This window comes from Oceanobacillus sp. AG, assembly GCF_009746545.1.
Taxonomy (GTDB): domain Bacteria; phylum Bacillota; class Bacilli; order Bacillales; family Amphibacillaceae; genus Oceanobacillus; species Oceanobacillus indicireducens.
On sequence record NZ_WOWT01000004.1, the window covers coordinates 88,919 to 115,200 of the forward strand.

General features: G+C 40.0%; 19 protein-coding genes, 1 pseudogene and 2 CRISPR repeat arrays (1 of these 22 cut by a window edge). Of the genes and pseudogenes, 1 reads left to right on the top strand and 19 read right to left on the bottom strand.

Annotated features, from left to right (window positions below; all coding sequences use genetic code 11):
- Positions 1–1,828: a CRISPR direct-repeat array (repeat unit 33 nt; unit sequence ATTTCAATCCACGCTCCCCATACAGGGAGCGAC); it begins 556 nt to the left of the window's first position.
- Positions 1,829–1,985: 157 nt separating this feature from the next.
- The 18 genes and pseudogenes from cas2 to GN217_RS03165 all read right to left on the bottom strand — a co-directional run bounded on the left by cas2 (position 1,986) and on the right by GN217_RS03165 (position 23,405).
- Complete coding sequence (gene cas2 / locus GN217_RS03075; protein ID WP_156855253.1) at positions 1,986–2,276, bottom strand: CRISPR-associated endonuclease Cas2; 291 nt, start codon at positions 2,274–2,276, stop codon at positions 1,986–1,988.
- A 66-nt stretch (positions 2,277–2,342) separates the two neighbouring features.
- The gene (gene cas1c / locus GN217_RS03080) at positions 2,343–3,317 is read right to left on the bottom strand and encodes a type I-C CRISPR-associated endonuclease Cas1c (RefSeq protein WP_156855168.1); all 975 of its coding nucleotides are present in this window, start codon (positions 3,315–3,317) and stop codon (positions 2,343–2,345) included.
- A complete protein-coding gene (cas4, locus tag GN217_RS03085) occupies positions 3,314–3,973 on the bottom strand; it encodes a CRISPR-associated protein Cas4 (protein WP_156855254.1) in 660 nt (219 codons plus the stop codon). Before cas4 ends, cas1c begins: the two co-directional genes overlap by 4 nt.
- Complete coding sequence (gene cas7c, locus GN217_RS03090) at positions 3,960–4,835, bottom strand: type I-C CRISPR-associated protein Cas7/Csd2 (RefSeq protein ID WP_156855170.1); 876 nt, start codon at positions 4,833–4,835, stop codon at positions 3,960–3,962. Before cas7c ends, cas4 begins: the two co-directional genes overlap by 14 nt.
- Positions 4,816–6,714 (bottom strand): type I-C CRISPR-associated protein Cas8c/Csd1, encoded by a 1,899-nt coding sequence (gene cas8c / locus GN217_RS03095; protein WP_156855172.1) that lies wholly within the window; start codon positions 6,712–6,714, stop codon positions 4,816–4,818. Before cas8c ends, cas7c begins: the two co-directional genes overlap by 20 nt.
- A gap of 2 nt (positions 6,715–6,716) precedes the next feature.
- The gene (gene cas5c / locus GN217_RS03100; protein ID WP_156855174.1) at positions 6,717–7,436 is read right to left on the bottom strand and encodes a type I-C CRISPR-associated protein Cas5c; all 720 of its coding nucleotides are present in this window, start codon (positions 7,434–7,436) and stop codon (positions 6,717–6,719) included.
- Positions 7,437–7,449: 13 nt separating this feature from the next.
- Positions 7,450–9,810, bottom strand: a complete 2,361-nt coding sequence (cas3, locus tag GN217_RS03105; RefSeq protein ID WP_156855176.1) for a CRISPR-associated helicase Cas3' — start codon at positions 9,808–9,810, stop codon at positions 7,450–7,452.
- 1,215 nt (positions 9,811–11,025) lie between these two features.
- Complete coding sequence (locus GN217_RS03110; protein ID WP_156855178.1) at positions 11,026–11,967, bottom strand: coiled-coil domain-containing protein; 942 nt, start codon at positions 11,965–11,967, stop codon at positions 11,026–11,028.
- A gap of 222 nt (positions 11,968–12,189) precedes the next feature.
- Entirely contained in the window at positions 12,190–12,834 is a 645-nt protein-coding gene (locus tag GN217_RS03115) for a lysozyme inhibitor LprI family protein (RefSeq protein WP_156855180.1), read from the bottom strand.
- A 229-nt stretch (positions 12,835–13,063) separates the two neighbouring features.
- Positions 13,064–13,618: a hypothetical protein gene (locus tag GN217_RS03120; protein WP_156855182.1), complete on the bottom strand. Its 555-nt coding sequence runs from the start codon at positions 13,616–13,618 to the stop codon at positions 13,064–13,066.
- Positions 13,615–14,007 (bottom strand): STM3941 family protein, encoded by a 393-nt coding sequence (locus GN217_RS03125; protein ID WP_156855184.1) that lies wholly within the window; start codon positions 14,005–14,007, stop codon positions 13,615–13,617. Before GN217_RS03125 ends, GN217_RS03120 begins: the two co-directional genes overlap by 4 nt.
- Positions 14,008–14,480: 473 nt before the next feature.
- Positions 14,481–15,989: a CRISPR direct-repeat array (repeat unit 33 nt; unit sequence GTCACTCCCTGTATTGGGAGTGTGGATTGAAAT).
- 56 nt (positions 15,990–16,045) lie between these two features.
- Positions 16,046–16,267: pseudogene (locus tag GN217_RS19350) on the bottom strand (DeoR family transcriptional regulator); the annotation flags it as partial.
- A gap of 190 nt (positions 16,268–16,457) precedes the next feature.
- Complete coding sequence (locus tag GN217_RS03140) at positions 16,458–16,694, bottom strand: hypothetical protein (protein WP_156855186.1); 237 nt, start codon at positions 16,692–16,694, stop codon at positions 16,458–16,460.
- 484 nt (positions 16,695–17,178) lie between these two features.
- On the bottom strand, positions 17,179–19,779 hold the full coding sequence (locus GN217_RS03145) for an endonuclease (protein WP_232334311.1): 2,601 nt from the start codon (positions 19,777–19,779) through the stop codon (positions 17,179–17,181).
- A 113-nt stretch (positions 19,780–19,892) separates the two neighbouring features.
- The gene (phnE, locus tag GN217_RS03150) at positions 19,893–20,699 is read right to left on the bottom strand and encodes a phosphonate ABC transporter, permease protein PhnE (protein ID WP_156855188.1); all 807 of its coding nucleotides are present in this window, start codon (positions 20,697–20,699) and stop codon (positions 19,893–19,895) included.
- Positions 20,700–20,713: 14 nt separating this feature from the next.
- A complete protein-coding gene (gene phnE / locus GN217_RS03155; RefSeq protein WP_156855190.1) occupies positions 20,714–21,526 on the bottom strand; it encodes a phosphonate ABC transporter, permease protein PhnE in 813 nt (270 codons plus the stop codon).
- Complete coding sequence (gene phnC / locus GN217_RS03160; protein ID WP_156855192.1) at positions 21,519–22,301, bottom strand: phosphonate ABC transporter ATP-binding protein; 783 nt, start codon at positions 22,299–22,301, stop codon at positions 21,519–21,521. The genes phnE (GN217_RS03155) and phnC overlap by 8 nt, the downstream gene beginning before the upstream one ends.
- Before the next feature lie 84 nt (positions 22,302–22,385).
- Positions 22,386–23,405 carry a phosphate/phosphite/phosphonate ABC transporter substrate-binding protein gene (locus GN217_RS03165; RefSeq protein WP_156855256.1) on the bottom strand — a complete coding sequence of 340 codons (1,020 nt, stop codon included), beginning with the start codon at positions 23,403–23,405 and terminating at the stop codon, positions 22,386–22,388.
- Between the two features lie 546 nt (positions 23,406–23,951).
- Between GN217_RS03165 and GN217_RS03170 the strand changes: the two genes are divergently transcribed.
- Positions 23,952–25,526, top strand: a complete 1,575-nt coding sequence (locus GN217_RS03170) for a bifunctional metallophosphatase/5'-nucleotidase (protein WP_156855194.1) — start codon at positions 23,952–23,954, stop codon at positions 25,524–25,526.
- A gap of 209 nt (positions 25,527–25,735) precedes the next feature.
- Here the strand turns inward: GN217_RS03170 and GN217_RS03175 are convergent, their stop codons facing one another.
- Complete coding sequence (locus GN217_RS03175) at positions 25,736–26,149, bottom strand: VOC family protein (protein ID WP_156855196.1); 414 nt, start codon at positions 26,147–26,149, stop codon at positions 25,736–25,738.
- Positions 26,150–26,282: the final 133 nt, after the last annotated feature.

Consider the following 26,282-nt stretch of genomic DNA (forward strand, 5'->3'; position numbering starts at 1 on the left):
CAGGGAGCGACCTTGCAGATCATCGGGCCATTCATGCTTTTGGTATTTCAATCCACGCTCCCCATACAGGGAGCGACTTTTTAATGGCTAAAATTCAAGATATCAGGCATAATTTCAATCCACGCTCCCCATACAGGGAGCGACGGAAAATATTCAAGTTAGAAGACGCCGAGATTGGAATTTCAATCCACGCTCCCCATACAGGGAGCGACGGTTTGTCACTGTACTCATTTAGTAAAGACGGAGAATTTCAATCCACGCTCCCCATACAGGGAGCGACTGTCGTTCCAAGCAGTGTTGAGGAATGGTACTAAATTTCAATCCACGCTCCCCATACAGGGAGCGACGGAATACTTTTTCTGGAATGTCTGGTAATGTTATCAATTTCAATCCACGCTCCCCATACAGGGAGCGACGGTACGTGACGGAACAGTCACACATGTTGAAAATAATTTCAATCCACGCTCCCCATACAGGGAGCGACAAAAGAAGCAATATTGTAGCAATTGGTAATGGTATTTCAACCCACGCTCCCCATACAGGGAGCGACGTTGGTACTCCACCCCATTTTCTAAATCTTTTCCAATTTCAATCCACGCTCCCCATACAGGGAGCGACGATGGATAATGCAACAGCTATCAGAGTAGAGGGCATTTCAATCCACGCTCCCCATACAGGGAGCGACCGGTTAGAACACATTGAAAATTACGGACTAGCAATTTCAATCCACGCTCCCCATACAGGGAGCGACACCCGACATTCCGTACAAAGAAATTATCGATTATTTATTTCAATCCACGCTCCCCATACAGGGAGCGACTAGGGAGTTTCGTCAGTTGCAGGCTCAATCTTCGCATTTCAATCCACGCTCCCCATACAGGGAGCGACTAGCAGTTTTTGTGATGATGATTGCTTTTAGTGATTTCAATCCACGCTCCCCATACAGGGAGCGACATCAACGGATTTGCTTGCTGGCGCACTACTTAGTGATTTCAATCCACGCTCCCCATACAGGGAGCGACAATAACGGACCAGTGGAACGACGGTATGGAAATGATTTCAATCCACGCTCCCCATACAGGGAGCGACGGTCGATATGCAAGCCGTGAAGGTATTTCCATGGAAATTTCAATCCACGCTCCCCATACAGGGAGCGACCTGGTTAGTGCCGGGGAAAGGTTCTTGTATGAAATTTCAATCCACGCTCCCCATACAGGGAGCGACGGCGCTCTTTTATATTTTAGGAGGTATTATACATATTTCAATCCACGCTCCCCATACAGGGAGCGACGAAATGGACGAACCAATCGATAACATGACGTTCGATTTCAATCCACGCTCCCCATACAGGGAGCGACGAATACGGTCCAGAAGAAGCAAGAGCAAGACTGACTATTTCAATCCACGCTCCCCATACAGGGAGCGACCCTTATTTTCTATAGAATTATTGTTGTTAATTATTTCAATCCACGCTCCCCATACAGGGAGCGACAAGATACAAGACCATTGGTTATATCAGGAGGAAAGATTTCAATCCACGCTCCCCATACAGGGAGCGACGATGAGTCTTGGACTCTATATGACCATCATGGCAATTTCAATCCACGCTCCCCATACAGGGAGCGACGAGAGGTTGATGGCTTAAATTTAGCTTACAATGAAATTTCAATCCACGCTCCCCATACAGGGAGCGACTATTATGACCAAAGATGAACACGATCACTTGATATTTCAATTCACGCTCCCCATACAGGGAGCGACCGTCAATGGACAATCTAACCAATCGGTCAAGGTTATTTCAATCCACGCTCCCCATACAGGGAGCGACTGCGAGATATTGACAAATCCAACATTTCGCCTCTACATATAGTAGTCTATCCATTACTTTTCACTAATTCAATCAAAATTCCTTCTATTTCCTTAAGTAAACATGCATATTCTACGCGAACCTCCCTGGAAAATCATGGTCACTTCGGGTTCGCGCATTAAAAAATCAGTGGCTTTTCTACTTCAAGCGACGGTTTAGCACCTATATGCTTCACCTTATTTTCATAATTGTTCCCTAAGCGATAGAACCGAAGACTATCAACAGATGGATCGATGATTGATTCTAAGCTTAGTTCCAACTGGCGTAATTGCGTACTGTCCACCACACACTCAAATACAGAATTCTGCACTCGGACCCCGTATTCCTCACACTTCTTAGCTACTTTTCTCAATCTTTTTTGGCCACTCGCAGACACCGTCTGGACATCATAGGTTACTAGTATTAACACTTTCTTCACCTACCTAAGTAAAATTGGAGGATATGCATCAAGGTCTCCCCTTAAAAATCTGGCTAATTATAATGCTTGCACATGCGGGATTAATCCCCAGGAGATTTTTTCTTTTAAATACGGGTGAGTAATTTCAGACTCCTTATTTTCCTGCCATAGCTGCAGAAATTTCCTTCTCGCATCATCTTTAAGGATGACAGCACCATTTTCTTTAATAACAAAATCCTTTGCATGAATCTGTTTTCTATTAACTATCTTTAAAACAAATCGGTCTGCAATCAATGGTCGCAACTCTTCCATGACATCTAAAGCAAGAGAAGTTCTTCCTGGCCGGTCACGATGCAAAAAACCTACATACGAATCAAGTCCGACCCCTTCTAGAGCAGCCGCTGTTTCCGATGCCAGTAAAGAATACGAAAAAGACAGTAAGGCGTTTATTCGGTCTAATGGCGGTCTCCGGTTACGATGCGAGAATGTGAAATCTTCTTTATTCTGCAGAATGCATTCGTCAAAAACACTGTAATAAACACTTGCGGCGTTTCCTTCAATTCCTCTTAAATCTTCTAAATTGATGCATGTAAGTATGTGCTGTCGGGCTTTTGCAAGACTACTGATTGCATGTTTAATCCGCTCTGAATTCACGCGCAGTACATGGTCTCTCCACGTACGATTTAACAGTTGCTCACTGTTAAAGATTTTCCCAACGATCATATGTCTAGCTACCCGTAAGCTTTCATCTTCTGAGTCGGAAATTCTATATTGTTTTTTCCGCAACAAAACGTTGCCATTCGACTCTCCCGTTAGCCGCCCGCGAAATCTGCCCGCGCTTGTGAAAAAGGTGAGACTAATATTTTGTTCCATGCATTCAGCCATTAGTGCTGGGCTTGCTCCTTGATGTCCAAAGGTACAAATCGCCTGGATATTATGAAGCGGGACACGTGCAATTGATTCATCTTCTTTTATAAGGTTTAGATTTTTTCCTTTAAGAGCCAAATAGATATCGGGCTGAGAAACGTAAACAGTATTAAGTAATTTTTTCATTCCGCCAACATCCTATTCATGTACGCAGATACTTTTTCTCTTTCCAGCATTTCCGGCAAACAGATATCCCGTAATGAGCATCTTAAGCAATGTTTTCCAGTTTTTACCCTTGGAGTGTGCTTTCTACCATAGTAATGATGCATTTCTTTTAACATTTCTTTTGCTCTATTCCTGAGATTATTTGTGATAGGGACTGGTTCCCTTCGTTTGATTTCATGGTAGTAGAGTGCAGCCTCCTCAATCACTGTTCCGAGCATTTCCTCGAGACACAGGGACTGAGCAGCTAGCTGCAAAATATCGGCATCATGCTTTTTGGGTTTGCCCTTTTTATATTCTATTGGTTTTACAGAATACAGCCCTTCCTCTTTGTCTAAAGGAATACCGTCTTCATCTCTTGTAAATTCCACCATATCGCAGATGCCACTGATGCCAAGCGAGCTTGAATGAACAGGCAGCGCGCGGACAAAAATGGTATCTCCCCTTTTTTCGCGTATGAAAGGGTCGTCAGCCTTCTCATGGAGGGCATTTCCTTCTACCGTCAATACATTCTCAGCCCACTCCTGCTCCACATGAATAAGCGCCCACTGCCGCTTGCAGAATACAAAATGCTGGATCCCTGAAAGCATCAGATAATCTTGTTCATTATAGCCCGTCATGTTCTTCAACTGGCAGTCCTTCCAGCTCATCTACTGTAATCTTGTAATTTTCAATAGAATGAGGAAGATTGTCTTCTACCTTTTTCACGTGTACGGTCCGATGAACTTTAGCAGAAGAATAATTTCCTAATTTCGAATCATGCTCCCACCAGAATACTTTATTTACCTCCATACTACCGTCTGGTCGTGCGGAAGATGCATCGTTTGCGAACAATGTTTTTAACGCTTCTTTCAGTTTTTGTGCATCTTCATAAGTAAATCCAGTACGTTCAGCGAGCTGCGGATTAATGCTTCCGTAAAATACATATACACCAAAATCTACTCGATGTTTCATCCCCATCGTGTCGGATGTTTTTTGACCCGGATCTTTTGTATTTGTGATCGAGTTAACACTCTTTGTAATCTGCATACTAGATATATCTACCGGCTCCACACTTGTTGCAGTATGAATAGATACCGGACCGCGGATGCCGATAGACATTTTTGTCCCTTTAAATGCAAACACTTGTCCAAAAGCACGCACATCATACCAGGTGTTGCTTGCTATCATTTCAGCTGATTCTTCGTCTGCTCCTGTTGCTTTCGACTTGGTCAGTAATTTTTTCAATTCTTCCACTGAATCTACCCTGTCTTTGATACTACGGAATGCATCAGATCGCCTTTCATCCGACTGAACAAGAATTTCCTCCCCATCATCCTGTAATCTGTTACGTAACTTCCGCTTAATTGCCACATCAGATACCTCTCCATATCCTAAAAAATCCTGACGTGGACGATTACCATTTAACGGGTCCCCGTTTGGATTTGCTTTATCGACTGTAAATACTACTGCAAAGTCAATTTTATTCTGCAACGCTGTCATTTTCATTTTCCTCCTTTTTTGTATATAAATGTTGGATTTGACTGCTGTACCCCAATAGGAAAACTGGGCTGAGCGGGGCGTCGGTCATATTCTCCACTGCCAGCTTATCTTCTATCTGCTGAATGAGCATTGCATAATATCCTGTTTGTCCTCCGGAACGCTCAAAATATGGATTGAGCTGCTTTCGGATGACCATCCAGGTACGGGCAGGATGCTGAGAAAACGCATTAAAATATCTGGTGGCATTCGTTGCTCTACCTTCATCTCTTTCTTTCAGTTGTCTTTGCTCCATTACTTCCGCAATACCCAGCAATCTTCCAAACAAATAATCTCTTGATGAGTTCTCTCCCTGTAACGCCACGGTAAATCCCTCCTTTTCGTATTGCTTATTAATCAGTGCGCATGCAATGTTTATAACAGAATTCCACTGTCCCAATCCCTCAAAGCTAAATGGATTTTTTACCCTATTAAACAACGTCTGAACGATATCTTTCGGGATTGCCTTCTTTTCTGTAATACTCGGGAGCAACCTTGTATATAACTCTTTCTTCATCCTTGGATCTCCATTCCTCCCATAGACAGCTTCTACAATCTGATAGGTGGAAGGAGCACCATGATATGAAATCCATTTATTTTCATTTTTAAAACTCATAAGCCAGTAACATGTACGATGCCAATGGGCTAGTGCTTCATAATATAAATCCGCATTTTGTTCCTGATAGTACACAATAGCAAGCCTGCCTGGCGTTGCAGCATCCACGGACATAACGATAATATTTTCCAACATATCTTTTTTCAGCTCATGCCTTTTTCCTTGCAGCGCCTTATTTAATTCCTTCGCTACAATTTCTTCTGTATAAATGTGCGTTTTAGTATCTTCATCCATTTCCGCAGAGAAGAAATCGAATAAATGATTTGCTGTTCCTTCAAGCGGATCAGCCACCTCTACTTCCTCTACACCAAATGAAACAAAGTAACGGGAATCCACATAAGTCCCCTGTCGTTGTAGGAGCCAACGCAGTGCATGATGTGCTTTTTGAGAGACATCGTAGCCGATTTGTACTGCTTCGGTTGGTTTTGCGAATCTTCCGCGGTATGTGTAACCGCTGTTGTCATTGGCAGAAATCAACTTCGACATGTCACCGGCGTTTCGAATCCGCGAGCCATGCTGTGTGGTCAGTATCGTTTCCTTTCCCGTAACATAGCAGTAGCCTTTTTCCATCTCTGCAATTGTTTCCTGGTATTCGATATAGTCATCAAATAATTGTTTATCTTCCCAGATAAAAGGATCATCTGCTCTTTCGTGAAGCACATCAAATCGAACAAATGCAGATAGAATGTCACCAGGTACCACTTTATAAATCAATGGCTTTTCCTCGGATGAAGTCCACTTGGTGATTACTTCATTGTTGCTGTCTACCGGGATTACTTTTTCATTAATTAGGTCCTCTATCACATTTCCTTTTTTGACATATTGATAGATTGCTTTCACTTTTTTTGGTGCGTTTGGAAATTCAGCCCATTCTTTCATTTGCCCTAGGTAATCCTGATGATGTTTTTCACGCTTATTCTCCCCGGTATAAGCTACGTAGTCGCCGGCAACGTAAAACAATTTGTCATGGATATAGTGGGGCGCACTCGAATTACTGCGGTTTGCTGATGCGGAGGTAGCAGGCACAATCGTCCGCGCATTCTCTTTCTCAATAACTTTCGCACTCACAAATTCTCCATCTCTATTAATCAAAATTTCAATTTGGGCACTCTGCATAACGTGAGAAACAGGGAGCAACGTTATCCGCTGATTCTGCCTTTCCTCAAACTCTCCAACATGGTCCATATTATTTTCATACACTTTGCTTAACTGCTGCATCCAGCTCATTTTCACACCTCCTTAAACATCTCTTCGTATTCTTGATCCACATCGGTGAAGTTTTCTCCTTTGGTAAATTGTTTCATGGAGCCTTTCCGGACGTCCCGGATGATTTCACATTCCTCCGGGCGCTTGAATCGGATAATTCCGTTTTTCATCGTAGGTACCCAAATTCGTGCCTGAAGCGTTTCCTGATCTCCCTCATCCGGATAAGTAAACCCGTGGAACATCGGACCAAAACTTACTTCACCATAATCATCATAAAAACTTTCGCCTTCACCAAACGCGCAATCTTCTACATACCCCTGACATTCACGTGTTCCGAGAAATACATCACGCCGACCGCCTTTTTTCACCGCTCGCTTTGCGATGTTGTGATGTTTGTGCTCGTTTCTGTCATAAGCAAGATCGGGTCTGTTTTCATTGAATTCAAAATGGGCCCGTACTTGGTAGACAGGCTCACGTAAGTAGGTGTAGTACATTAAATCATTGGAATTGCTTTGATATTTGATCGGACGAACTCCCTTAACCTCTGTCTGGATTGGGTTCATGACACGTACCTCATCGATATACCAAGTCAGCGTTGGCTTCCAGTACACCGATTCTACGATTCCCTTTAAAGCTTGGTATGTGGGGATTTGGTATGTAAATTTCTCCCCGCCAATCCGAGTCACGGGATCGGTGAACAAGGCATATTTGCCATGAACAACAAATTCAATCTGGTTCCTCATTGGTATCACCTCCTTAAAAGTTATAATCCATCATCGAACCTTCTCCATCTATCGTGACGCCGAAATCTTCATCATACGCCCGCTCCGTGAGACAATAAATCGAATTGTCGTAAAGGGGTACGAGCAAGTTATTTTGACTGAGTTTCTGTATTTCATAGTCAAAGAGATTTACGGAATATTGCTGTGCCTGTTTCATAATGTTGCTGAATTCTTTGATGTCGAGGTCTTGGTTGAGTGAAGCAATAATATCTTCGCCTCCCGCGTAAGGAACGATCACAGATGTTGTAGGCGATTCAATTGCTTCAAAATGCTTTTCTACTGTCTTAAACATACCTTTAGAGATGGTGCTTGCTTTTCCCGCGTTAGGATGTCTCCCGTTCAGGTGACTAATAAGAGGGCAATCCAACGGTGGTGGCACTACTTTTATCACACGTCCAGCCTGGGCATCGAAATGTCTGAAATAAGTCTGGATTGCCAAAGGACTTAAATAATTGCCGTCAAAGTCTTCATTATTCAAGATATAATTTGCCAGCACTTCTCCGCCGATTCGGATTTCAGGCAGTCTTGAAAGATTTTCTTCTGCGGAGCGGATGATATAAACTTTCCCTTCTTCTCGCTCCCCATTTCGGTTGCAGCGACCAGCCGCTTGAGCAATCGAATCGAGTCCCGCCTGAGAGCGGATCACGGATTCAAAGCTAATATCGACACCAGCTTCAATCAATTGTGTACTGACACATATGATTCGTTCTTTACCCAATTTGTCCCGTATCTTATCCAGCTTCTCCATTCGGTGCGCCGGGCACATTGAGGTGCTGAGATGATAAACTTCCGCTATATTCAATTCTTCCAGCAGCTTATAAAGCCCCCGGACTTCTGACTTTGTATTTAAAATGATCAAAAGTGATTGGTTTTCTGACATGACTTCTTCTGTGAATGATGCTATTTTTTCGAGATTCCAACCGCCCTTGTCCACTTTATTGATGATTGATACTCTTTTAAACGCGTCGACAGTCTTCACAAGGTCTGGTACAATTTCCGCATTTTTCCCCAGGTGTATTTTATACTTCATTTCAGCTACTTCCGGCTGTGTTGCTGTACAAAGCAAGATGCTGCTATTTCCGACCATTTGGAGAAAATTCATTGCTGTATTAAACAGATGGAAATGTTTGTAAGGAACAGACTGTACTTCATCCACGATAATTACGCTATTCGTGAGATGATGGAGACGCCGGCTTTTTCTCGTTCCTTTTTGGAAAAAGGCATCCAGAAACTGCACCATTGTCGTAAAGATAATCGGATAGTCCCAATTATCACGCCCGAGCTGCAACTGTTTATGATATGCCTCCTGATAATAGTCCGGTTCATCATCCAAACCGCTGTCATCAATGACATTCGCATGATGTTCAAGGACAGCTTCTGGCTGTTTGATAATATCGCGGACGGCCGCGGCATTTTGTTCCAGAATGGTTGTGTAAGGAACTACATAAATAATCCGTTCTTTTTTGTACTGCATCGCATGTTTTAAGGCGTAACGGAGGCTTGCAAAGGTTTTCCCGCCCCCGGTCGGGATGGATAAAGTCATGATAGATGAGGCTTCATCCGCTTTTCTATCACAACTCTCGGACATCTCGTTCCGCAGTTTATAAATGGGTTGAACCGCCTCTCCCCATTCGTTCACTTGATTCATCAGGTTTTTATATCCTTCTTCAAAAACAGCCGAATGATCTGAGAGCGTTACTTCCGTATCCTCTTCAAAACAGCGAGTATCAGTACGGTCCGCATCGATCAAGCAACTAAACACGAGTTTTTGCATATAATTTAAATGAATGGTTCGTTCTTTTCCATTTAGGTGCTTAATCCGCTCCATAAATTCCTCGACTTCTTTTTTAGCTTCTTCGATCAATTGAGTTACCTTTTCCACGTTTCCAGAAACAGCCTCAAAGTTGGCTACTACCTCCTGATAGTGTGGTAAATCAACATTTGTCACACGGCGGATATAATCCGATTGACTCGTATCGGGCTGGATAAAATTCTGCAGGCCGGAGTGGTGAGATAAAATAGCCATCCCTACCGTTTCTACTACGAGATTTTGCAAGGGATCCTTCCCATAATAATTTTCATATAAATATTTTGCTCCTGCGGTGGAGTGATCAATCTTAGTGCTCGCCACATCATCATAAAGCACCGCGTTTCTTATGTAGGTCGTAAAAGCTTCCGTGTATTTACCCATATCGTGGAGTAAACCAGATAATTCTGTGTGAGCAGCTAGCGCTATCGATTTACCATATCTCCGCGCTAGACAGGCAACCCCTTCAAGGTGGTCTTGAACCGTTTGGATTACATGATCACTTTTGCGAATATGAGCTATAAACAAAGGACACCCTCCTCTAAATTTATTAATTTTCCATATTTCTATTATAAAATAAAACGCTTACAAAAAATTGTATACCTTAGATGTTATAAAAAAAATATACTAGACTATCAGAAATAAAGAAAATATCCCCATTACTTTACAGTATACCTTAAGACCCGAGTAATTTCTACCATTTTTTGCTTATTCATACCTGAAACAACCCCATATTTGTTATATTTTTGTTAGATGGAAACTTGAAAAAGCTCTTACTATATTTAAAGCATCTATTAGCGGTTGAAGTTCTTTACTTATTACCTTATGTTTGACAGTCTCTATTCTTATCGTCGAAACCAATTCTGAATCAAAAAATACTTGTGACAATCTGTATTGAAACAAGAAGTGCCACTATATTACTAATGCGCGGACCTGAAGTGAACATGGTTTTGTGGGGAGGTTTGCGCAGAAAATGCAGGGTTATGTGCATGAAATGAGTAAATTTTTGACGTGAATCAAGGAAAAGAAATGAATAAAACTACTATATAGAGGCGAGGTGTTAGGTTCGTCAATATCTCGTGTCGCTCCCTGTTTTGGGAGCGTAGATTGAAATAGCAATTAAATGGGCTGGGTGACATAGCTTGTGCGTTGCTATATTGGGAGCACGAAATGTTATCATAGTTTTATATATCCAACTCTTTCAACTAATCTTCAAGAACTATAAGCACTTGGTTCAAAGAATTAGAAGATACTCAACTAATAAAGAAATTGCAGTTCGAACTAAATGGAACAGCACACACATTTATTAGGCCTTACGTTTCCAAAACGATTAATTTAAAAGATACTTTATCTGATAATTAGTGTGTTTACCTATATTAATTTTGCTTTTTACTTATCATATTGCTGATAGAAGCCCCCTATTTTATCTGATTTTTGCGGGAACCTTCCACTTAGTAAGGAGAAATTCTCTTACAACCCTTTGCCACTCCCATATTGGGAGTTTGAAGATCAAAATATTCATAACGGTCTATGATTGCTTACAGGAGACAGTTGCCATGTTTGATTTTGTTATTCTTTTCTCAAATCTTCAGCATAATTACATTTGCTCTAAGCACTTTAGTACAGGCTTTCCTCATTTCGCGAGAAGGAATGTAAACGCTGTTAAAGCTATTTATAACCTGTTGTATTTTCATATAATTTGAATTTGTTGATTACCATGAAGTTAGTGAGCATACCTCGCCCTTAAAGTCCTTCTATTAATGCCTTTTTCTCTGTTTGTATGACAGATAGCTCCTTTGATTTTCCCTCCAAAGTCATTTCTAATTTTTGAATAATCGTTACGACACCAGCATGTTGATCCCTAGCTTGCTCTAAGGAATCTTTAATTCTCCCTTGGACCATCCAATCTACAATGAAACCATCAAAGAAAAAGTCGGCAAATTTCAGCATTCCTGAAATATCTATTTGCAAATCCGACACATCATCAACATCTAATAATTCCTTTTGAAAGTTCCGCATGCTCGTTTGCGCTTGGTGAATATAATCTGTTGCCTTATCAATATGATCATGCTTTACCATACTTGAAATCATCCCACCACCAAACATGTCCAATGTCCCCCAGCCTTCCGCACTTTCTAGTGACTCTATAACATTGCTAAGCGCATGCTTCACTTTGTTCCCAGCTTCTATAGCTTCATCAAGTTCCGTCATGTATGCTTCCAGATCTCCTTCATTCTCATTTAATTCGAACAAACGATTCCCGAATTCAGCATCTCTTTCCTTGATGATTCTTTCCTTTTCAGCTAAAAGGAATTGATAGTCTTGATCAGCCTTCATAACCTCTTGTAATTTATTATGCAATTCATTCATTGATTCATTAATTTCTTGCTTCGTTTTTTCAGCTTCTTCAAGCTGTAATTGTATCGCAATTACTTCTTGCTTTTCCTGTCTCAGCTTTTCGTGCTTCGATCCAAAAAATGTTTGTATCAGGTTTGTTATACCAATTCGCTCTAACCTTCTAACATCTTTTTTCTCAGCAATAAGCTCCTTTTCCAATCTACTAATCTCATTTTCAACCTCTATTAATTCCGTATGATAATCAGCAAGCTGTTTTTCCCACTTCAGTTTCTTATTGATTGCACCTCTGACTCGAATCAATTTCCCATTTATTTCTTCTGCATACATAGAATGCCTCCTAGAAATAATAGGTTCTATTTTTAATTACGTTGAAGCATGAGGATTGGTTTCATTTTGTAAAAAATATCAGTAAGTAGAACCAATGAAATCCATTGATTTCCTGCTTCAATCGTACTTATGGATGCTCCTTCTTTATAAGGCATTTCAGTTGATTTTATATCATCTTAAGGTTGTTTCTCCCCAAACATTGCAAATCCATGCTTCCAGCTTTTAATCTGTCATATATTTGTTTACTAATTCATAACTTCTGTCCTTTGTAGATTCGTATAAAGACATATATAATGCAACATTTTCAAAAGTTCCGCCTTCATATTCCAGTCTTTCTTTATTTGCCTTATCTTCTTTTTGGTCTATCCATTGAATTTGTTCTGCTTTTAAATCCTCCATGGTCTCTGGGGACAATTCTTTTTTTAGTAAAGCATAAATCTCATTTAATTCCTCGTCATACATTTCATAAGCACGCCCATAATAGTTTTTCATAGCATTGGTGACACCCTTATCAGCATGTTCCTTTTCTGGTAAAGCATCAAGTTCCTTTTGGATATTGTCTAGTCTTTCAAGAAACTCTGCTCTCCTTCCCTCTACTTTTTCCTCTTGACTTTCACTTGTGGTATTTGCCGAAGTAGTATCTTCTGTATTATCAGCCTGCTTTTGATTATCTTCTGCTTGAGTACTTTCAGAATGCGAATCATTTGATTGAGATGAATCATCTTTGCTCTGTGGCGTACTTTCAGAGTTTGACTGATTTTTAGTTGATGTAATGTCATCATCAGATGAATTGCTGCTGCAAGCGGACATTCCGACTAATAAAATAACTAGCAGAGATGCCGCAATTAAGAAATTTCTTTTTTTCATGTAAATAGCTCCAATCTTTTTTAATTATAGTACAAGAGTGCATAAATTATTTTTACATAACGAATAAAGTACTTAGGGAGCTTATTGGAGGTTCATTTATAATGGAAGCATATCATTTCTTAAATTTTTTATTATTTTTTCCAGATCAATACGTTCACCTAAAATGGTATCGAATAGAATGAGATAATCCTTCATATTGAACTCCTTGAAACACACGGAGAAATAACTTTCAATTATCGGATCGCTTCCTCCGCATAACGATATAACTTATCAATAAGAATACTATTCCAATAGGAGCAATGAATAAACTCAGATGGAATATAACAAGGTCAAAAATAATCATTAGTTGTTCAAGATTATGGGTAGGGCCTTGTTGCTTTTTAAGTATATATCTTAACTTAAACCCAAACAATCTATCGATTAACACTTTCGCAAAAGGATATAAAATGAAGCTTACAATAATATAAAATAAATGATTATTATTTTTACCAGTAAGTAAGAACAAAATAAACGGGAAAGCAAATAGAATAAGGCCGTACCCGTAAGATTTTAAAAAGTATGAACGATTGATGGATCGATCAATCTGCTGGAATGGATCATACTTTTTCATAAAGTCTGCTTCTTCATTGATTGCATTGTCATTGACGGGAGCTGTGTCGCTTCGTTTTTGTTGAATAATAAGATCCAACATTTTTAATAATGCAGGGCGTTCCGGTTTTCGAACGGCTTTTGGGTTAATCGTAAACAGAGAAAACCCAGCTATCCGATTCATAAATAATCTCATTTTATTATGAAACGATAGTTGAGCAAAATAATCACCTTCGTATATAAAGCAATCTCTATGACACTTTGAAACGTAATTTCAGATACCTTTATGTATTCAATATCCGTAAAATAAAGGCTTACTTCACTTTTCGTAAACGAATCTAATTGAAGATATTCATCTGTGATCGTAATATAAGGATACCCTCGGATCACTTTCAATATATTCGAAACGGCAAAGAAACTAAATAAAACAATTATAAATAATGCCAAAGTGATAATTAGTATCGATTCTTCCATATATGCAAGATATGCCATAAAAGCGCCAAAAGCAACAAATAATAATGAAAAAATGATTCCGAGAAAAAGCTTCCCTTTTGATTGATAAAACTCTCTTTTATTTTCTATCAAAATAAAAAACTCCTTACAATTAGAAATACAAATAGATGTCTTTCAGACTATCACACCAACCTTTTCAAGTAAAGTGGCTGCTTTTAGTTTTACACCTTATTCGTGCCTGGAAGGACTCAGAATTTGTCATATTTTTATTGGCTTGAAGCAGGAATAAGCCTTTACTAGATTGAATACACCTTTAGTAAAGACTAACGGATTAAGTTCTCTAATATTTAGTTACTATCCTCATTAATTTGAATGTGCTGCACTTAGACTATACATCTATTATAACTAAGATATGAAAATAATTTAATTGAAAACTATGAACAAAATACGCGAACATGAAGCGCCCATGAATTCCCCGGTAGATTCGCACATAAAATCCAATATATAAGACGGATACTTTCTGATTAATACCTTGTTTTATAGATAGTGAAAGTGATACGATACTACATATAGTAAGATAGAAATATTTTTATCAATATCTCGCTGTCACTCCCTGTATTGGGAGTGTGGATTGAAATACCTAACAGACCTAGTGAACGATGCGGGCTTTGGTCACTCCCTGTATTGGGAGTGTGGATTGAAATAATCTGTTTGGTGATTATCAAGTTACCATACACGTCACTCCCTGTATTGGGAGTGTGGATTGAAATTTTTCAACCCTACCAGCCGGGCTGTAATAGTACGGTCACTCCCTGTATTGGGAGTGTGGATTGAAATCTCAAAAGAAGTAATAGAACTGATTAAAGACATAAGTCACTCCCTGTATTGGGAGTGTGGATTGAAATATTCTCGGGTATACCAAGCTTATTGATAATGACAATGTCACTCCCTGTATTGGGAGTGTGGATTGAAATGCAACTGAAAAAATTAGAAGAAGAAAACCAACAGTCACTCCCTGTATTGGGAGTGTGGATTGAAATACGGAGATGTTACAGTGTTTTCCGTGTGGATAAAGTCACTCCCTGTATTGGGAGTGTGGATTGAAATACAGTGTCGAGTACTTCATTAGCCTTGGCAGAACGTCACTCCCTGTATTGGGAGTGTGGATTGAAATCAGTGTTTGCTATGGCGGTTTACGAAAAAAAGAAGTCACTCCCTGTATTGGGAGTGTGGATTGAAATACCCTGTATGGTTTACTAAAAAACTATCCGAAGAGTCACTCCCTGTATTGGGAGTGTGGATTGAAATAAATGCGGTACGTTCATCCCGTCTTAAAGCTATAGTCACTCCCTGTATTGGGAGTGTGGATTGAAATTTTAATTGCATCAAGCAAGTCCGTAGATTTGATAGTCACTCCCTGTATTGGGAGTGTGGATTGAAATACTACCAGGAAGGTAATTGTAAGTCGCATATCCCGTCACTCCCTGTATTGGGAGTGTGGATTGAAATATTCTTAGCGTTTGCTAGTTCTACTGTTGTGTTGGTCACTCCCTGTATTGGGAGTGTGGATTGAAATGCCATAATTAGTTGTCGTTATCAATGATTTTCCTAGTCACTCCCTGTATTGGGAGTGTGGATTGAAATTTTTGATGGCCGCAGCATGAAAACGGCAACCGAGGTCACTCCCTGTATTGGGAGTGTGGATTGAAATTGAATGGGGAGAAGCCCATAAGAGAATAAAGGAAGTCACTCCCTGTATTGGGAGTGTGGATTGAAATAATCGATTAAAACGCTCCCTAAACCCTTCATTCGTCACTCCCTGTATTGGCAGTGTGGATTGAAATAGGAAAGAGAAGGGAGAAGAAAAAGAGTTCGTTGTCACTCCCTGTATTGGGAGTGTGGATTGAAATCAACAACGGCTGCAATGTATTCTTGTGCTAGAGAGTCACTCCCTGTATTGGGAGTGTGGATTGAAATTTATCGTGAGTAGATAAGACGTGTCACACTTCTAACGTCACTCCCTGTATTGGCAGTGTGGATTGAAATCTTTTGATTATAGTTGACTTGGTGACCATCAAGCAGTCACTCCCTGTATTGGGAGTGTGGATTTAATCGTTAAGTCCTTCTTGTCTTTTAAATATTTCGCAACTTCTAAAGTAGTTGTACCAAGATCTATTATTAATGTTTCCCCATCATGAATTAATGAAGCTGCAAGTTTACCAATCATCTGCTTTTCATTAGGGCTTACTCTTTCCCTTGAACGATAGGAAGGTTCTGCAGCTGATTTACTGTGTGGTACAGCTCCACCATATACTCTTTTTAATTTACCTTCTCTTTCTAAATGTTCTAAATCCCTTCTTACTGTTTCAATCGAAACATAAATATCGTGCACAAATTAGCGACTTTTACAACCTTATCACTTTCTAGCATATCCAGAATAATTTTGTGCCTCTCTTGAGCTAACATGCTATCCCCTCACTTCGAAGCTTTTCTATAAGTTTTAAATAAATCTCAGTTTAGCATAAAATTGCTTACAGTTTTAAACGCCTTCAAATGAGTTTTACGTAATCCGTTATATTGCTTTAAATTCTAAAACATCTTAATTCTAAATTCACATTAGGTTCATAAAAGGTTGCCTCTTCTAGCCCAGTTGTTAATAAGACTCGCCTAAATTCAATCTCATTCCAACGAATCAAAAGAGAATAAATTCGATCTTCTATATCTTTAGTAACAACTTCAATAACATTCTTTGGTATATTATATCTCGCAAAAAATGAAGGCAGCACATCTTTAATATAGCCATTTATAAGGTTGTTCATCTTTTCCTCTCCCCTCCAAAAATTAGATATAATTGAAAATGTAATCTAGATATAAAATTTAAAATACCCATATTTTCAAGTTCCTTCAACATTTTAGCTATCATTGTTTGTTTATTTGTCCTGTCTTTAAAATTTGTTTCAATTTTTTAATCCTCTATTCCATTCACTTTTCGAATATTTCGCATTATAATTAGCTTGTTCAGTATACTTTTTTCTCGACTTGATTAAGAAGCACGTGCACTACTACTAATTAAAACTTCAATTCACCCTCTCAATTCGGCCCGCACCATCCTCTAAAAAAAGGGAGCTCGACTACACTGCCAGCTCCCTTTTTTTAACCTTTTGTTACCATACTTATTAAACACACTTCAATGCTAAACAACTAATTCTATTTATCCCAGAGCGCCAGTATCGTTTCATGACAGTTGCAGCGAACATTGTATCATCTTAAATTCTCCATAAAACACCGCACCAATCCATTCACCTACCGCATCTCAACTGGCATCTCCCAATAATCAATATAACCCTGCTCTATTTTCTTACCCGATTGCGCTCTAATCTGATTAACCAATGCATTCCATTTCCCGTTTCTCGCTTGTTCATTTTTAGCAGTTTGAACATCCATAGTTTTTTTCAATAACCGTTTTTCCATTTTTTCATCGAGATAACCTTGATCCTCTCCCAGTTCCACTAGCTTCTCCAGTTCAGCTAGGGAGAGAATCGCTTCTACAGGAAACACTTCTTCGGTGACATGCCCTGCCTCATCACGTGCAATAATTTTTATTTCATAATTTCCAGGTGTATAATCTAGAGGCTCAATCGAGATATCATCTTTCATTGTATTCTCTTCCATCTCAATGATGACTTCAGCCAGATCCCCATCTTCATCGTACACATCAACCGGAATTTGATATGATTCCGTAATATCAAATGTCGTGAAGTCAGGAATAGGATGAATGATTGGTGCAGAACCTGAATTTGCCGTCTTTTGGATGTGGTCTTCATCCACGACTAATAATTGATACGTATCTTGGAAAATCGAAGCCACACCAGATACTGAAACTTCTTCTCCTTCTTCATAATTACTTATGAACGTCTCGTATGAAATATTCGTTCGATCATCGACGCGCACTCTCGTCAGATTTTCACCGTTCCTTATATCAAATTCAAATGCATTCCAATAGGAAATTATATTTTCAATTTCACCTTGAATCGTAACACGCCTTCCTTGGTTAGCATCGTCTATTTTGTCGGCCGCTTCAAATTCGGGGAGTTCACTTTCACCTATTACTTCGATTTGTTTCAGATCTGAAATTTGCTTTAAACCTTGAAATGTTGTTACGACACCTTCAAGCTTCACTTTATCTCCAGGTCGAAACTGCTCATCATGTTGAAACACATAGATTCCTGACGTTTCATCTTGTAAATAAAAACCTTGCCCACCGAATAGTCCTGGTTTTGTCGTAATAACGCCCTCTACTTCTACAGACTTACCATCCGCTAAAGCACGAGCTTCCTGAATAGAGAGTTTTACAGTTTCTTCAGCTTCCCCAATAATCGCGGGATTTGTAAGGACGTTTGTTGAGCCTTGACGTAAGCGAACGTTCGCATTACCGTCCACATTTTCGTTTAGCTGTACGTTTAAAATTTGGCTTGCTCGTCCTTCTTCGTTTGCTGTAAGTGAAAAAGCTTCACTATAACCATAATTAGAAGGCCAGCTTCCATCAGCATTCTGAACTTTGGCTACTTGCTGACCACCATCTAAATAAACACCAAGGTTATAACCCGTAATCGTTTGCCCCGGCTCTAATCCTTCTGCCACTACTTCAATCGTAAAGGGCTCGTTATTTGGCAAAACAGATGGATAATTCAAGGATAGTTCCGGTTCCGCAACTGGATCTTCAGGTGAACCAAAAGAGCCTGGTGCGAATGTTGCTGGATCAAACCAATCATAAGATTCTAACGGTTTAGACCAAGGTTCCTCCTCGGGTTCTGTTGAATTTTCCGGTATTTCCTTGTCCAAGAATGGCGAAGGTTCATCTAATGGAATACCCACCTCGGCAAAGCTTTCATAGGATTCATCTTCTGCTAGCCAATCAACCATATTTAACAGCAGTTCTCCGTTATCGGCCTCTTTAAATCCATCATACGTTGTTTTCTTTGCACCGGTTTCTTCATTTCGGTATTTCGGTGTCGCATCTTCTACAGGAGAGGAGTCGCCAATAAAGGCAGCTTTACCTTCCTTTAATTTGGAAATAGCGGCATAGGGACCCTCTTCTACTCCACCACCATGATAAATTCCTTCATCCACTGCTGGTCCCCATTTATCGCTTTCATCAAGGCCTTCTGGCAAGTAAAGAATACCTTTTGCTATTTCCGGATCTGTTATGGCTAGTGTCGAACCAGCATGCATCGTTACTTCGCTCACACCTTGTGTAATCCCAAATGTTTCTGCTGGGTCCACTACTTGATCTGCTATTACTGTCCCCGCGGCATTGTACCTGAAACGGATACCAAAGTTATCACTTAACCAATCAGACCCTTCCACGCCTTGCATGGCTTCAGAGTTCTTTTCTTCCTCTGATATTCCTTTTGTTGGATCATCATGTGCTCCGCGACGGTAGCCATTCATCACTTCCGAAGAGTCCCAGCGATTTTTATTGCGATCGGCATTATAATGATCAGAAATAAAGAATATACTCCCACCATTTTCCACATACGTAATCATCGCATCCTGTTCTTCTTTCTTGAACGGAATATTCGCTTCCGGGATGACAAACACATCATAATCCTCCAAGTCCTCTACAGCTAGTGGACCGTTTTTCCGAAACTCTTCCACATAATATCCATTATCAGCTATCCCTTCCGCAAAATCGGAGAAAGCTCCATCAATCACCCAATCTGCTTGTCCAGCTGTTTGTGCGTGGGTATTATCAAATAACACTTTCTTCCCATTCGGGGTTTCCGGCTGAATGATTGGAGCTGGGTCATCCATTGTCTCCGCCTGAAATGGCATTGGTAAAACGGTAATACTTACGATTAGTGTGAGCAGCAACATCCATAAAGCATAAGCATTTCTTTTCACTTTTACCCTCCTAGTCAGATCATTTATTTTTTCATATCCACTCTATCAAATCATTGTTGTATTCCTATTAAAGCTCTGTAAAATATAATTCATACAACAATAATATGGATATCCTATCCCCTCACAAGTTTCGTCCGGATCCGGTTGGAGAAAAATTCGACCAATAATATTAGCACAACTAAACCAATAAGAATCGAACCAACCTCAGACCACCGGTAAGCGTTCATTGCAAAGATTAGTGGCGCACCAATTCCCCCTGCCCCTACAATTCCAAGAATCGATGCTTCTCTTAAGTTCATATCGAAACGGTAAATGATGATGGAAAGAAACATGGAAAAAAGCTGTGGCCATATACCGTAACGGATTTTCTCAAATGTATTGCAGCCAATCGAGTCAAGAGACTCCAAGATATTTGTATCGAGCTCTTCAATCACATCGACGAATAATTTGGCGAGCATCCCGATTGATGCAAGTGAAATGGTCAACACACCGGCAAATGGTCCAGGACCTGTGACGCGAATAAACATTAATCCATAAACAAGGGCCGGAATTGTACGAATGATAATTAATAAAAGTCTCGTAACACTCGCAACAGGTTTTGGTACAATCTTAGAGGCAGATAGAAACGCAAGTGGAATCGCCAATATCGAACCCATAATCGTACCGAGAAAAGCAATTGCTATTGTTTCAATAAGTAAATACAGCACACCCTGGGATGTAAAACTAAATAATAAATCTAAATCCGGATTCAGAATCCCTCCAATAATCCCTGCAGCAATCCCCAACCCGCTTTCAGATACATTATCTAAATTCACAGTAGTGAGCGACCAAATAAATAATAGCAGGATGAGTACGGCTATGGTAAGGATATAGCGTAAATTTCGCGGTGAAGCATGAAGCTGTTTTTCAATTGCATCCATATGAATATACTCCTTTAGATTAACTTTTTGCGAAAATGCTCGCTGACTTTTTCAATGAGGTATACCGTAATAATCAGCATGAGCAATATCATCCCAACACTTGAATAATCGCGCCAGCCAAGTGATTCATCTAGCAATAGTCCAATCCCGCCAGCACCGACATACCCTAAAATTGCGGCATATCTGACGTTACCTTCAAAGGAAAACAGCGAGGTTGACAAGTAGTTAGGCAAGACCTGGGGGAAAATCGCATAACGGAACGCTTGCAGACGGCCCATTCCAATTGATTCCATCGCTTCAAAAGATCCCATGTTGGCATTTTCAATTTGTTCATATAGCAATTTCCCAACATAAGCAATCGTAAATAGGAAAATCGCTACCGTACCTGCCAGTGTCCCGAGGCCAAATATAAAAGTAGCAATCAATGCCGTAACAAGCGTCGGCAATGTGCGGAGAATACTTAGGAAAAACTTTGCCACCGCAGCTACCGGCTTACTTACGATATTAGAAGATGCGAAATATGCCGCTGGAACGGCAGCAATCGAGCCGAGAATTGAACCCAATAATGACATCTTAATGGTATCGAGGAGCGGCTTCCAAATATTATTTAAATAATCCCATTTTGGTGGAATCATTTGACCGATTATCACAAAAAATTCATGCCCTCGCTTAAACAATGTATTCAAATCAAAATTTGTAAACCGGACCGAAATAATCGTAGCGAGCACAAGCAGTACGAGAATGATCGGTGCCCGCGACTTTTTCTCATAAACGATCTTTCCATTTGGGAGTGTAATTTTAGCTGGGGGGAAAATTCTATCATACATCCGTTTTCCCCTCCATTTCATTTGATTGCAATTCTTCTGTCTGCCCTTTATATATGTAATTAAGATTTTCCTCTGTTAAATCCTCCGCTTTTCCATCATAAACAATTTTTCCTTTTCTAATCCCGATAATCCGGTCCGCATATTCAAGCGCTATTTCGACATGGTGGATGTTGATAATGACAGAAATATTCGTTTCCCTATTTATTTTTGTAAAATCATCCATTACCTGTTTAGCTGTCACAGGGTCGAGGGATGCAATCGGCTCATCAGCTAGAATAATGTCGGGGTTCTGCGCAAGTGTTCGTGCTAGTGCCACACGTTGCTGTTGTCCACCAGACAATTGATCAACTCGGACATACGCTTTGTCCAAAATTCCAACTTGATCAAGTGCTGTCAGTGCCTTCACTTTATGCTCTTTCGTATACAACCCGAGCACTTTTCTCCAATAGGGAAGCTTAGGAGCGAAGGACACGAGGACATTTTTTATAACAGAGATTCTTGTAACAAGATTATACGATTGAAAAATCATGCCAATACGCTGCCTGAATTTGCGAATCTCTTTTCCTTTCAATGAGTTTACTTCCACTCCGTCAACAATTAATTTTCCCTCAGATATATCATGCATTCGGTTGATACAACGAAGCAATGTAGATTTCCCAGCACCTGAAGGACCGATAACCGCAACGAATTCACCTTTTTCAATCCGCAAATTAATATCTTCCAGTGCTTTCATGTTATTCGAATAAGTTTTTCCAACGTCGATAAATTCTATCATCTCTTACTCTCCAATCTTGAAAAATGAGAACATCAACAAGTGATGCTCTCATTTAACTAGCATTCTATTGAATGATGCGTTTGATTAGTTCAGACTTTGAACCATTTCCTGTGCATCTCTTTCAGTGTCATAATCGGCTGGATCAGCTTCTTGGTATCCTTCGTGGTTGTAGATAGAAATGACTTCTTGTCCTTCTTCTGACTCACCAATATTGATAAAGGCTTGCTGAATGGCTGCTTTCAAGTCATCATCCATAATTTCAGAATTCTTACTGACACTAACCGTGTCATTATAAATAGCAGGAGTTACACCAATGACATTCGTTTCATCCCAGATCGTTCCTTCTCCGCCGAATTCATCTTGCCACTGGTCTTCATTGTCACGTCTTGCATCTGCGTATGCTACCATGACGTCAATTTGACCTGCTGCAAGTCGTGCAAATGAACTTCCATAAGAATCAGATTTTACTACATTATCAAGGTCCGTAATCGTATTTCCATAGTTTTCATCCAACCATAGAGCAGGGTAAATATAGCCTGCCGGTGAAGAGGAAGACATCACAGCCCAAGATGCACTATTCACATCATCCCACGTTAACTCTTCGCCATTATTTACCTTTTCCGACAATTCCTGTCCTTTTGCAGACGGACCAGCGATAATCAAAGCACGGTAGCTTGTCGTCTGTTCATCGGAGTCTTCTGTCGGCTTATTATCATTCCACTCTTTTGCATCATCAGATTCAATACTTAATCCAGCACGTGTTGCTGTCAAAACGGCCTCTGCACCATCATCATATAGAACATATGTACCACCAGGAATGAGCCCAATATCCGTTGTCCCAGCTGAAAGTGCTTCACCAACCGCCTCGTAGTTTGTCCCTACTGTAATATCGATTTCACCTATTTCATAACCTTGAGCAGACATTTCCTCTTTCAATAAATCTTTCAAAGGTTCTGTTGCTGTGATAATTTCTTCTGGCTCTCTTGATGGAACAAACCCGATGGATAGCTTGTCAATCGACGTTTTCCCATCTTCTCCAGATGAAGATCCTCCTTCATCCTTTCCTCCACAAGCCGCTAATACAACAATAATTGCACTTACCATGAATAAATATAAGAATTTCTTCAAAGCAATCTTCCTCTCTTTATTTAATGGTGGTAAAGACTAGTTTATAAAATAAGTCTTAAATAACTATGAACGGCAGGTAAACATTTGTAAATTTTTATAAAAGTTTTTTACGTTGAAACGTTTTCTTTTTCCATTATCATCATTATATGTAGCTGCTTCCCTCTCCCCTAACGCTTCGTAATTGCCCCCTTCTGTTTTAAGTGACGGGATTCCTAAATATAGAAACCTATTAATTTCTATTGGGTTAGCTCCACGAAAGTGCTTGCGGTTTATTCGCAATACTTTTACGAGATTTACTACTTGTGTTAAGGTTTAAACAAATGCTGCCCTTAGCACGCTTCCCATTTTTCTCAACCCATCACGTTTTAACGTTTGCTATTTTTAAGTATATTACTAATAGACAAACCCTACATTCTCATTATGTCTTATGTCACAGTTTTTGACAATATTTTATTATAAAAATATAGCTTTCTTTTGGTAAACTATTATTAGGAACACTTCTCCAGGAAAGGATGAACACACTTGACGGAACAAACGACTATTAAAGTGCTTTATACAAGCGATATTCACGGGAATATTCTCCCGATTAACTATGGAACAAACGAAAAGGCAGAGCTCGGTTTAGCAACATACGCTACACTTGCCCGGAAAAAACGCCAGGAAAATGAGCATCTGATTGTGCTCGACAATGGTGACCTTATTCAAGGGACGCCACTGATGTCCCATTACGTAAAAAATCATGCAGCAAAACCGAATCCAATGATTGCAATTATGAATCGAATCGGTCTTGATGCAGGTGTCCCCGGCAATCATGAATTTAATTTTGGTAAAACGATTTTACAGGACGCTGTCAATCAGTCAAACTACCCGTGGCTATCCGCTAATATATTGGATAAAAAAACGGGAGAACCTTATTTTGGTCCGTCCTACATCATTAAAACATTAAGTAATGGGATTAAAGTGGCGATAACCGGCGTGACAACGCATTATATTCCAAATTGGGAAGCACCGGAACATATTCAAGGGATACAATTTGCGGATGCCTTTTCCACTCTAAAAGATGTCGTAAAAGAAATACAATCTAACGAAGACTACGATCTCATCATCGCCCTCTATCACGGAGGATTCGAAAGGGATGTTGAAACAGGAGATATAACAGAAAATTTAACTGGTGAAAACCAAGGGTATGAAATGGCGGATAAAATAGACGGGATCGACATCCTTTTAACCGGCCATCAACACCGAACCTTAACTGGTACAATTCGTGATTGTCTTGTCATTCAGCCAGGAAATAATGGAGAGGCCTACGGAGAAATTGATGTAACATTCAAGCGGGATGAAGACAGCTGGGTCATAGCAAATAAGCAAGCAGACGTGAAAACGTTAGAAGGGATACAGGCGGATCCAGTTATTTTAGAAGAAATGGAAGAATTGGAGCAATCCACGCAAAATTGGCTGGATGAACCAATCGGAAAAATCGAAGGCGATATGATCATCAGGGACCCATTCAAGGCGAGAGTGAATAAGCATCCCTTCATTGAACTGGTGCAAAAGGTGCAAATGGAGGCGTCAGGTGCAGATATTTCAGTCACAGCTCTGCTGGGGAATGAAGCAACTGGATTTCCTTCGAGAATAACGATGCGTGATATTGTTACAAACTATAAATTCCCGAACACACTCGTCGTTCTTTCACTAACTGGAAAGGATATCAAACAAGCACTGGAAAAAAGCGCAAATTATTTCACGCTTGATGCGAATGGAGAGTTGACCGTCAACCCAGATTATCTCATTCCGAAGCCGGAGCATTATAATTATGATATGTGGGAAGGGATCGAGTATTCCATACGAGTATCGAACCCTAAAGGAAGCAAAGTGGAAAACATTGCGTACAAGGGCGAACCACTAGATATGGAAGGACATTACAATGTCGTCATGAATAATTACCGTGCAAGTGGAGGCGGCGACTTTGATATGTTTAAAAACAAACCGGTTGTAAAAGAAATTCAACAGGATATGGTGGAGTTGATTAGTAATTACATAGAGGAGCGGGGAACGATTCGGGCGAGTGTGACGGAGAATTTTTGGGTGGAGGTTTGAGTGAGAGGCAAAGCAAGTATTGTATGCATTGTCAAAATTTGTAATTGAGAAGGCTGCTATCTGGACATTGGATGAAAATTATTTAAAAACAGCAGAATTTAAAGTTACTTGCAATGATTTATACAAAGCTAAGAAAGCTGCACCCAAATTCCTTTCGATTTTTCAAATCCTAATAAAATGCAGTCCCTTCAATTAGAGACTGCATTTTATTATACCTCGTGACTAAGCTGCCAATGTATTCCAAATTTATCAGTAACACGTCCGTAGAGTTGACTCCAGAAAGTTTCCTGTAACTCCATCTCAACGATTCCACCATCTTTCAGTTTTTCAAACCATTCCTTTAACTCGTCCTGCTTGTCACTAAGCAATGCCAATGTTACATTGTTGCCCTGCTCGAAAGGCTGACCTGGGAATGTATCAGAGAACATGGCCCTGCTCCCGCTAATTTCAAGTCGGGCATGCATGATTCGGTTTTTTGCCTCTTCGGGAAGTGTGTAATCCGGATGCTGTGGTGTATCCTCGAAAGTAGTTAGATCTGTGATTTCCGTTCCAAACACCTGTGAATAAAACTCCACTGCTTGGCGACAATTGCCGTCAAATACGAGATAAACTTCTACTGCCATTTTAAAACACTCCCTTTAATTGTATTCTCCCTATTATAGCGGATGTGCAAAATAATAATCAAATCTTGAGCGACTGGACTGTGTAGTCTATTAACGAGTTCCTCTTTTGCAAAAGCTTCTTTGCGCTGTAAAT

What these genes read in the sequence shown, in the direction of transcription:
- cas1c (WP_156855168.1), bottom strand. Translation starts at nt 3,317, where the DNA reads ATGAAAAAATTACTTAATACTGTTTACGTTTCTCAGCCCGATATCTAT.
- cas4 (WP_156855254.1), bottom strand. Translation starts at nt 3,973, where the DNA reads ATGACGGGCTATAATGAACAAGATTATCTGATGCTTTCAGGGATCCAG.
- cas7c (WP_156855170.1), bottom strand. Translation starts at nt 4,835, where the DNA reads ATGACAGCGTTGCAGAATAAAATTGACTTTGCAGTAGTATTTACAGTC.
- cas8c (WP_156855172.1), bottom strand. Translation starts at nt 6,714, where the DNA reads ATGAGCTGGATGCAGCAGTTAAGCAAAGTGTATGAAAATAATATGGAC.
- cas5c (WP_156855174.1), bottom strand. Translation starts at nt 7,436, where the DNA reads ATGAGGAACCAGATTGAATTTGTTGTTCATGGCAAATATGCCTTGTTC.
- GN217_RS03110 (WP_156855178.1), bottom strand. Translation starts at nt 11,967, where the DNA reads ATGTATGCAGAAGAAATAAATGGGAAATTGATTCGAGTCAGAGGTGCA.
- GN217_RS03115 (WP_156855180.1), bottom strand. Translation starts at nt 12,834, where the DNA reads ATGAAAAAAAGAAATTTCTTAATTGCGGCATCTCTGCTAGTTATTTTA.
- GN217_RS03120 (WP_156855182.1), bottom strand. Translation starts at nt 13,618, where the DNA reads ATGAGATTATTTATGAATCGGATAGCTGGGTTTTCTCTGTTTACGATT.
- GN217_RS03140 (WP_156855186.1), bottom strand. Translation starts at nt 16,694, where the DNA reads ATGAACAACCTTATAAATGGCTATATTAAAGATGTGCTGCCTTCATTT.
- phnE (WP_156855188.1), bottom strand. Translation starts at nt 20,699, where the DNA reads ATGGATGCAATTGAAAAACAGCTTCATGCTTCACCGCGAAATTTACGC.
- phnE (WP_156855190.1), bottom strand. Translation starts at nt 21,526, where the DNA reads ATGTATGATAGAATTTTCCCCCCAGCTAAAATTACACTCCCAAATGGA.
- phnC (WP_156855192.1), bottom strand. Translation starts at nt 22,301, where the DNA reads ATGATAGAATTTATCGACGTTGGAAAAACTTATTCGAATAACATGAAA.
- GN217_RS03165 (WP_156855256.1), bottom strand. Translation starts at nt 23,405, where the DNA reads ATGGTAAGTGCAATTATTGTTGTATTAGCGGCTTGTGGAGGAAAGGAT.
- GN217_RS03175 (WP_156855196.1), bottom strand. Translation starts at nt 26,149, where the DNA reads ATGGCAGTAGAAGTTTATCTCGTATTTGACGGCAATTGTCGCCAAGCA.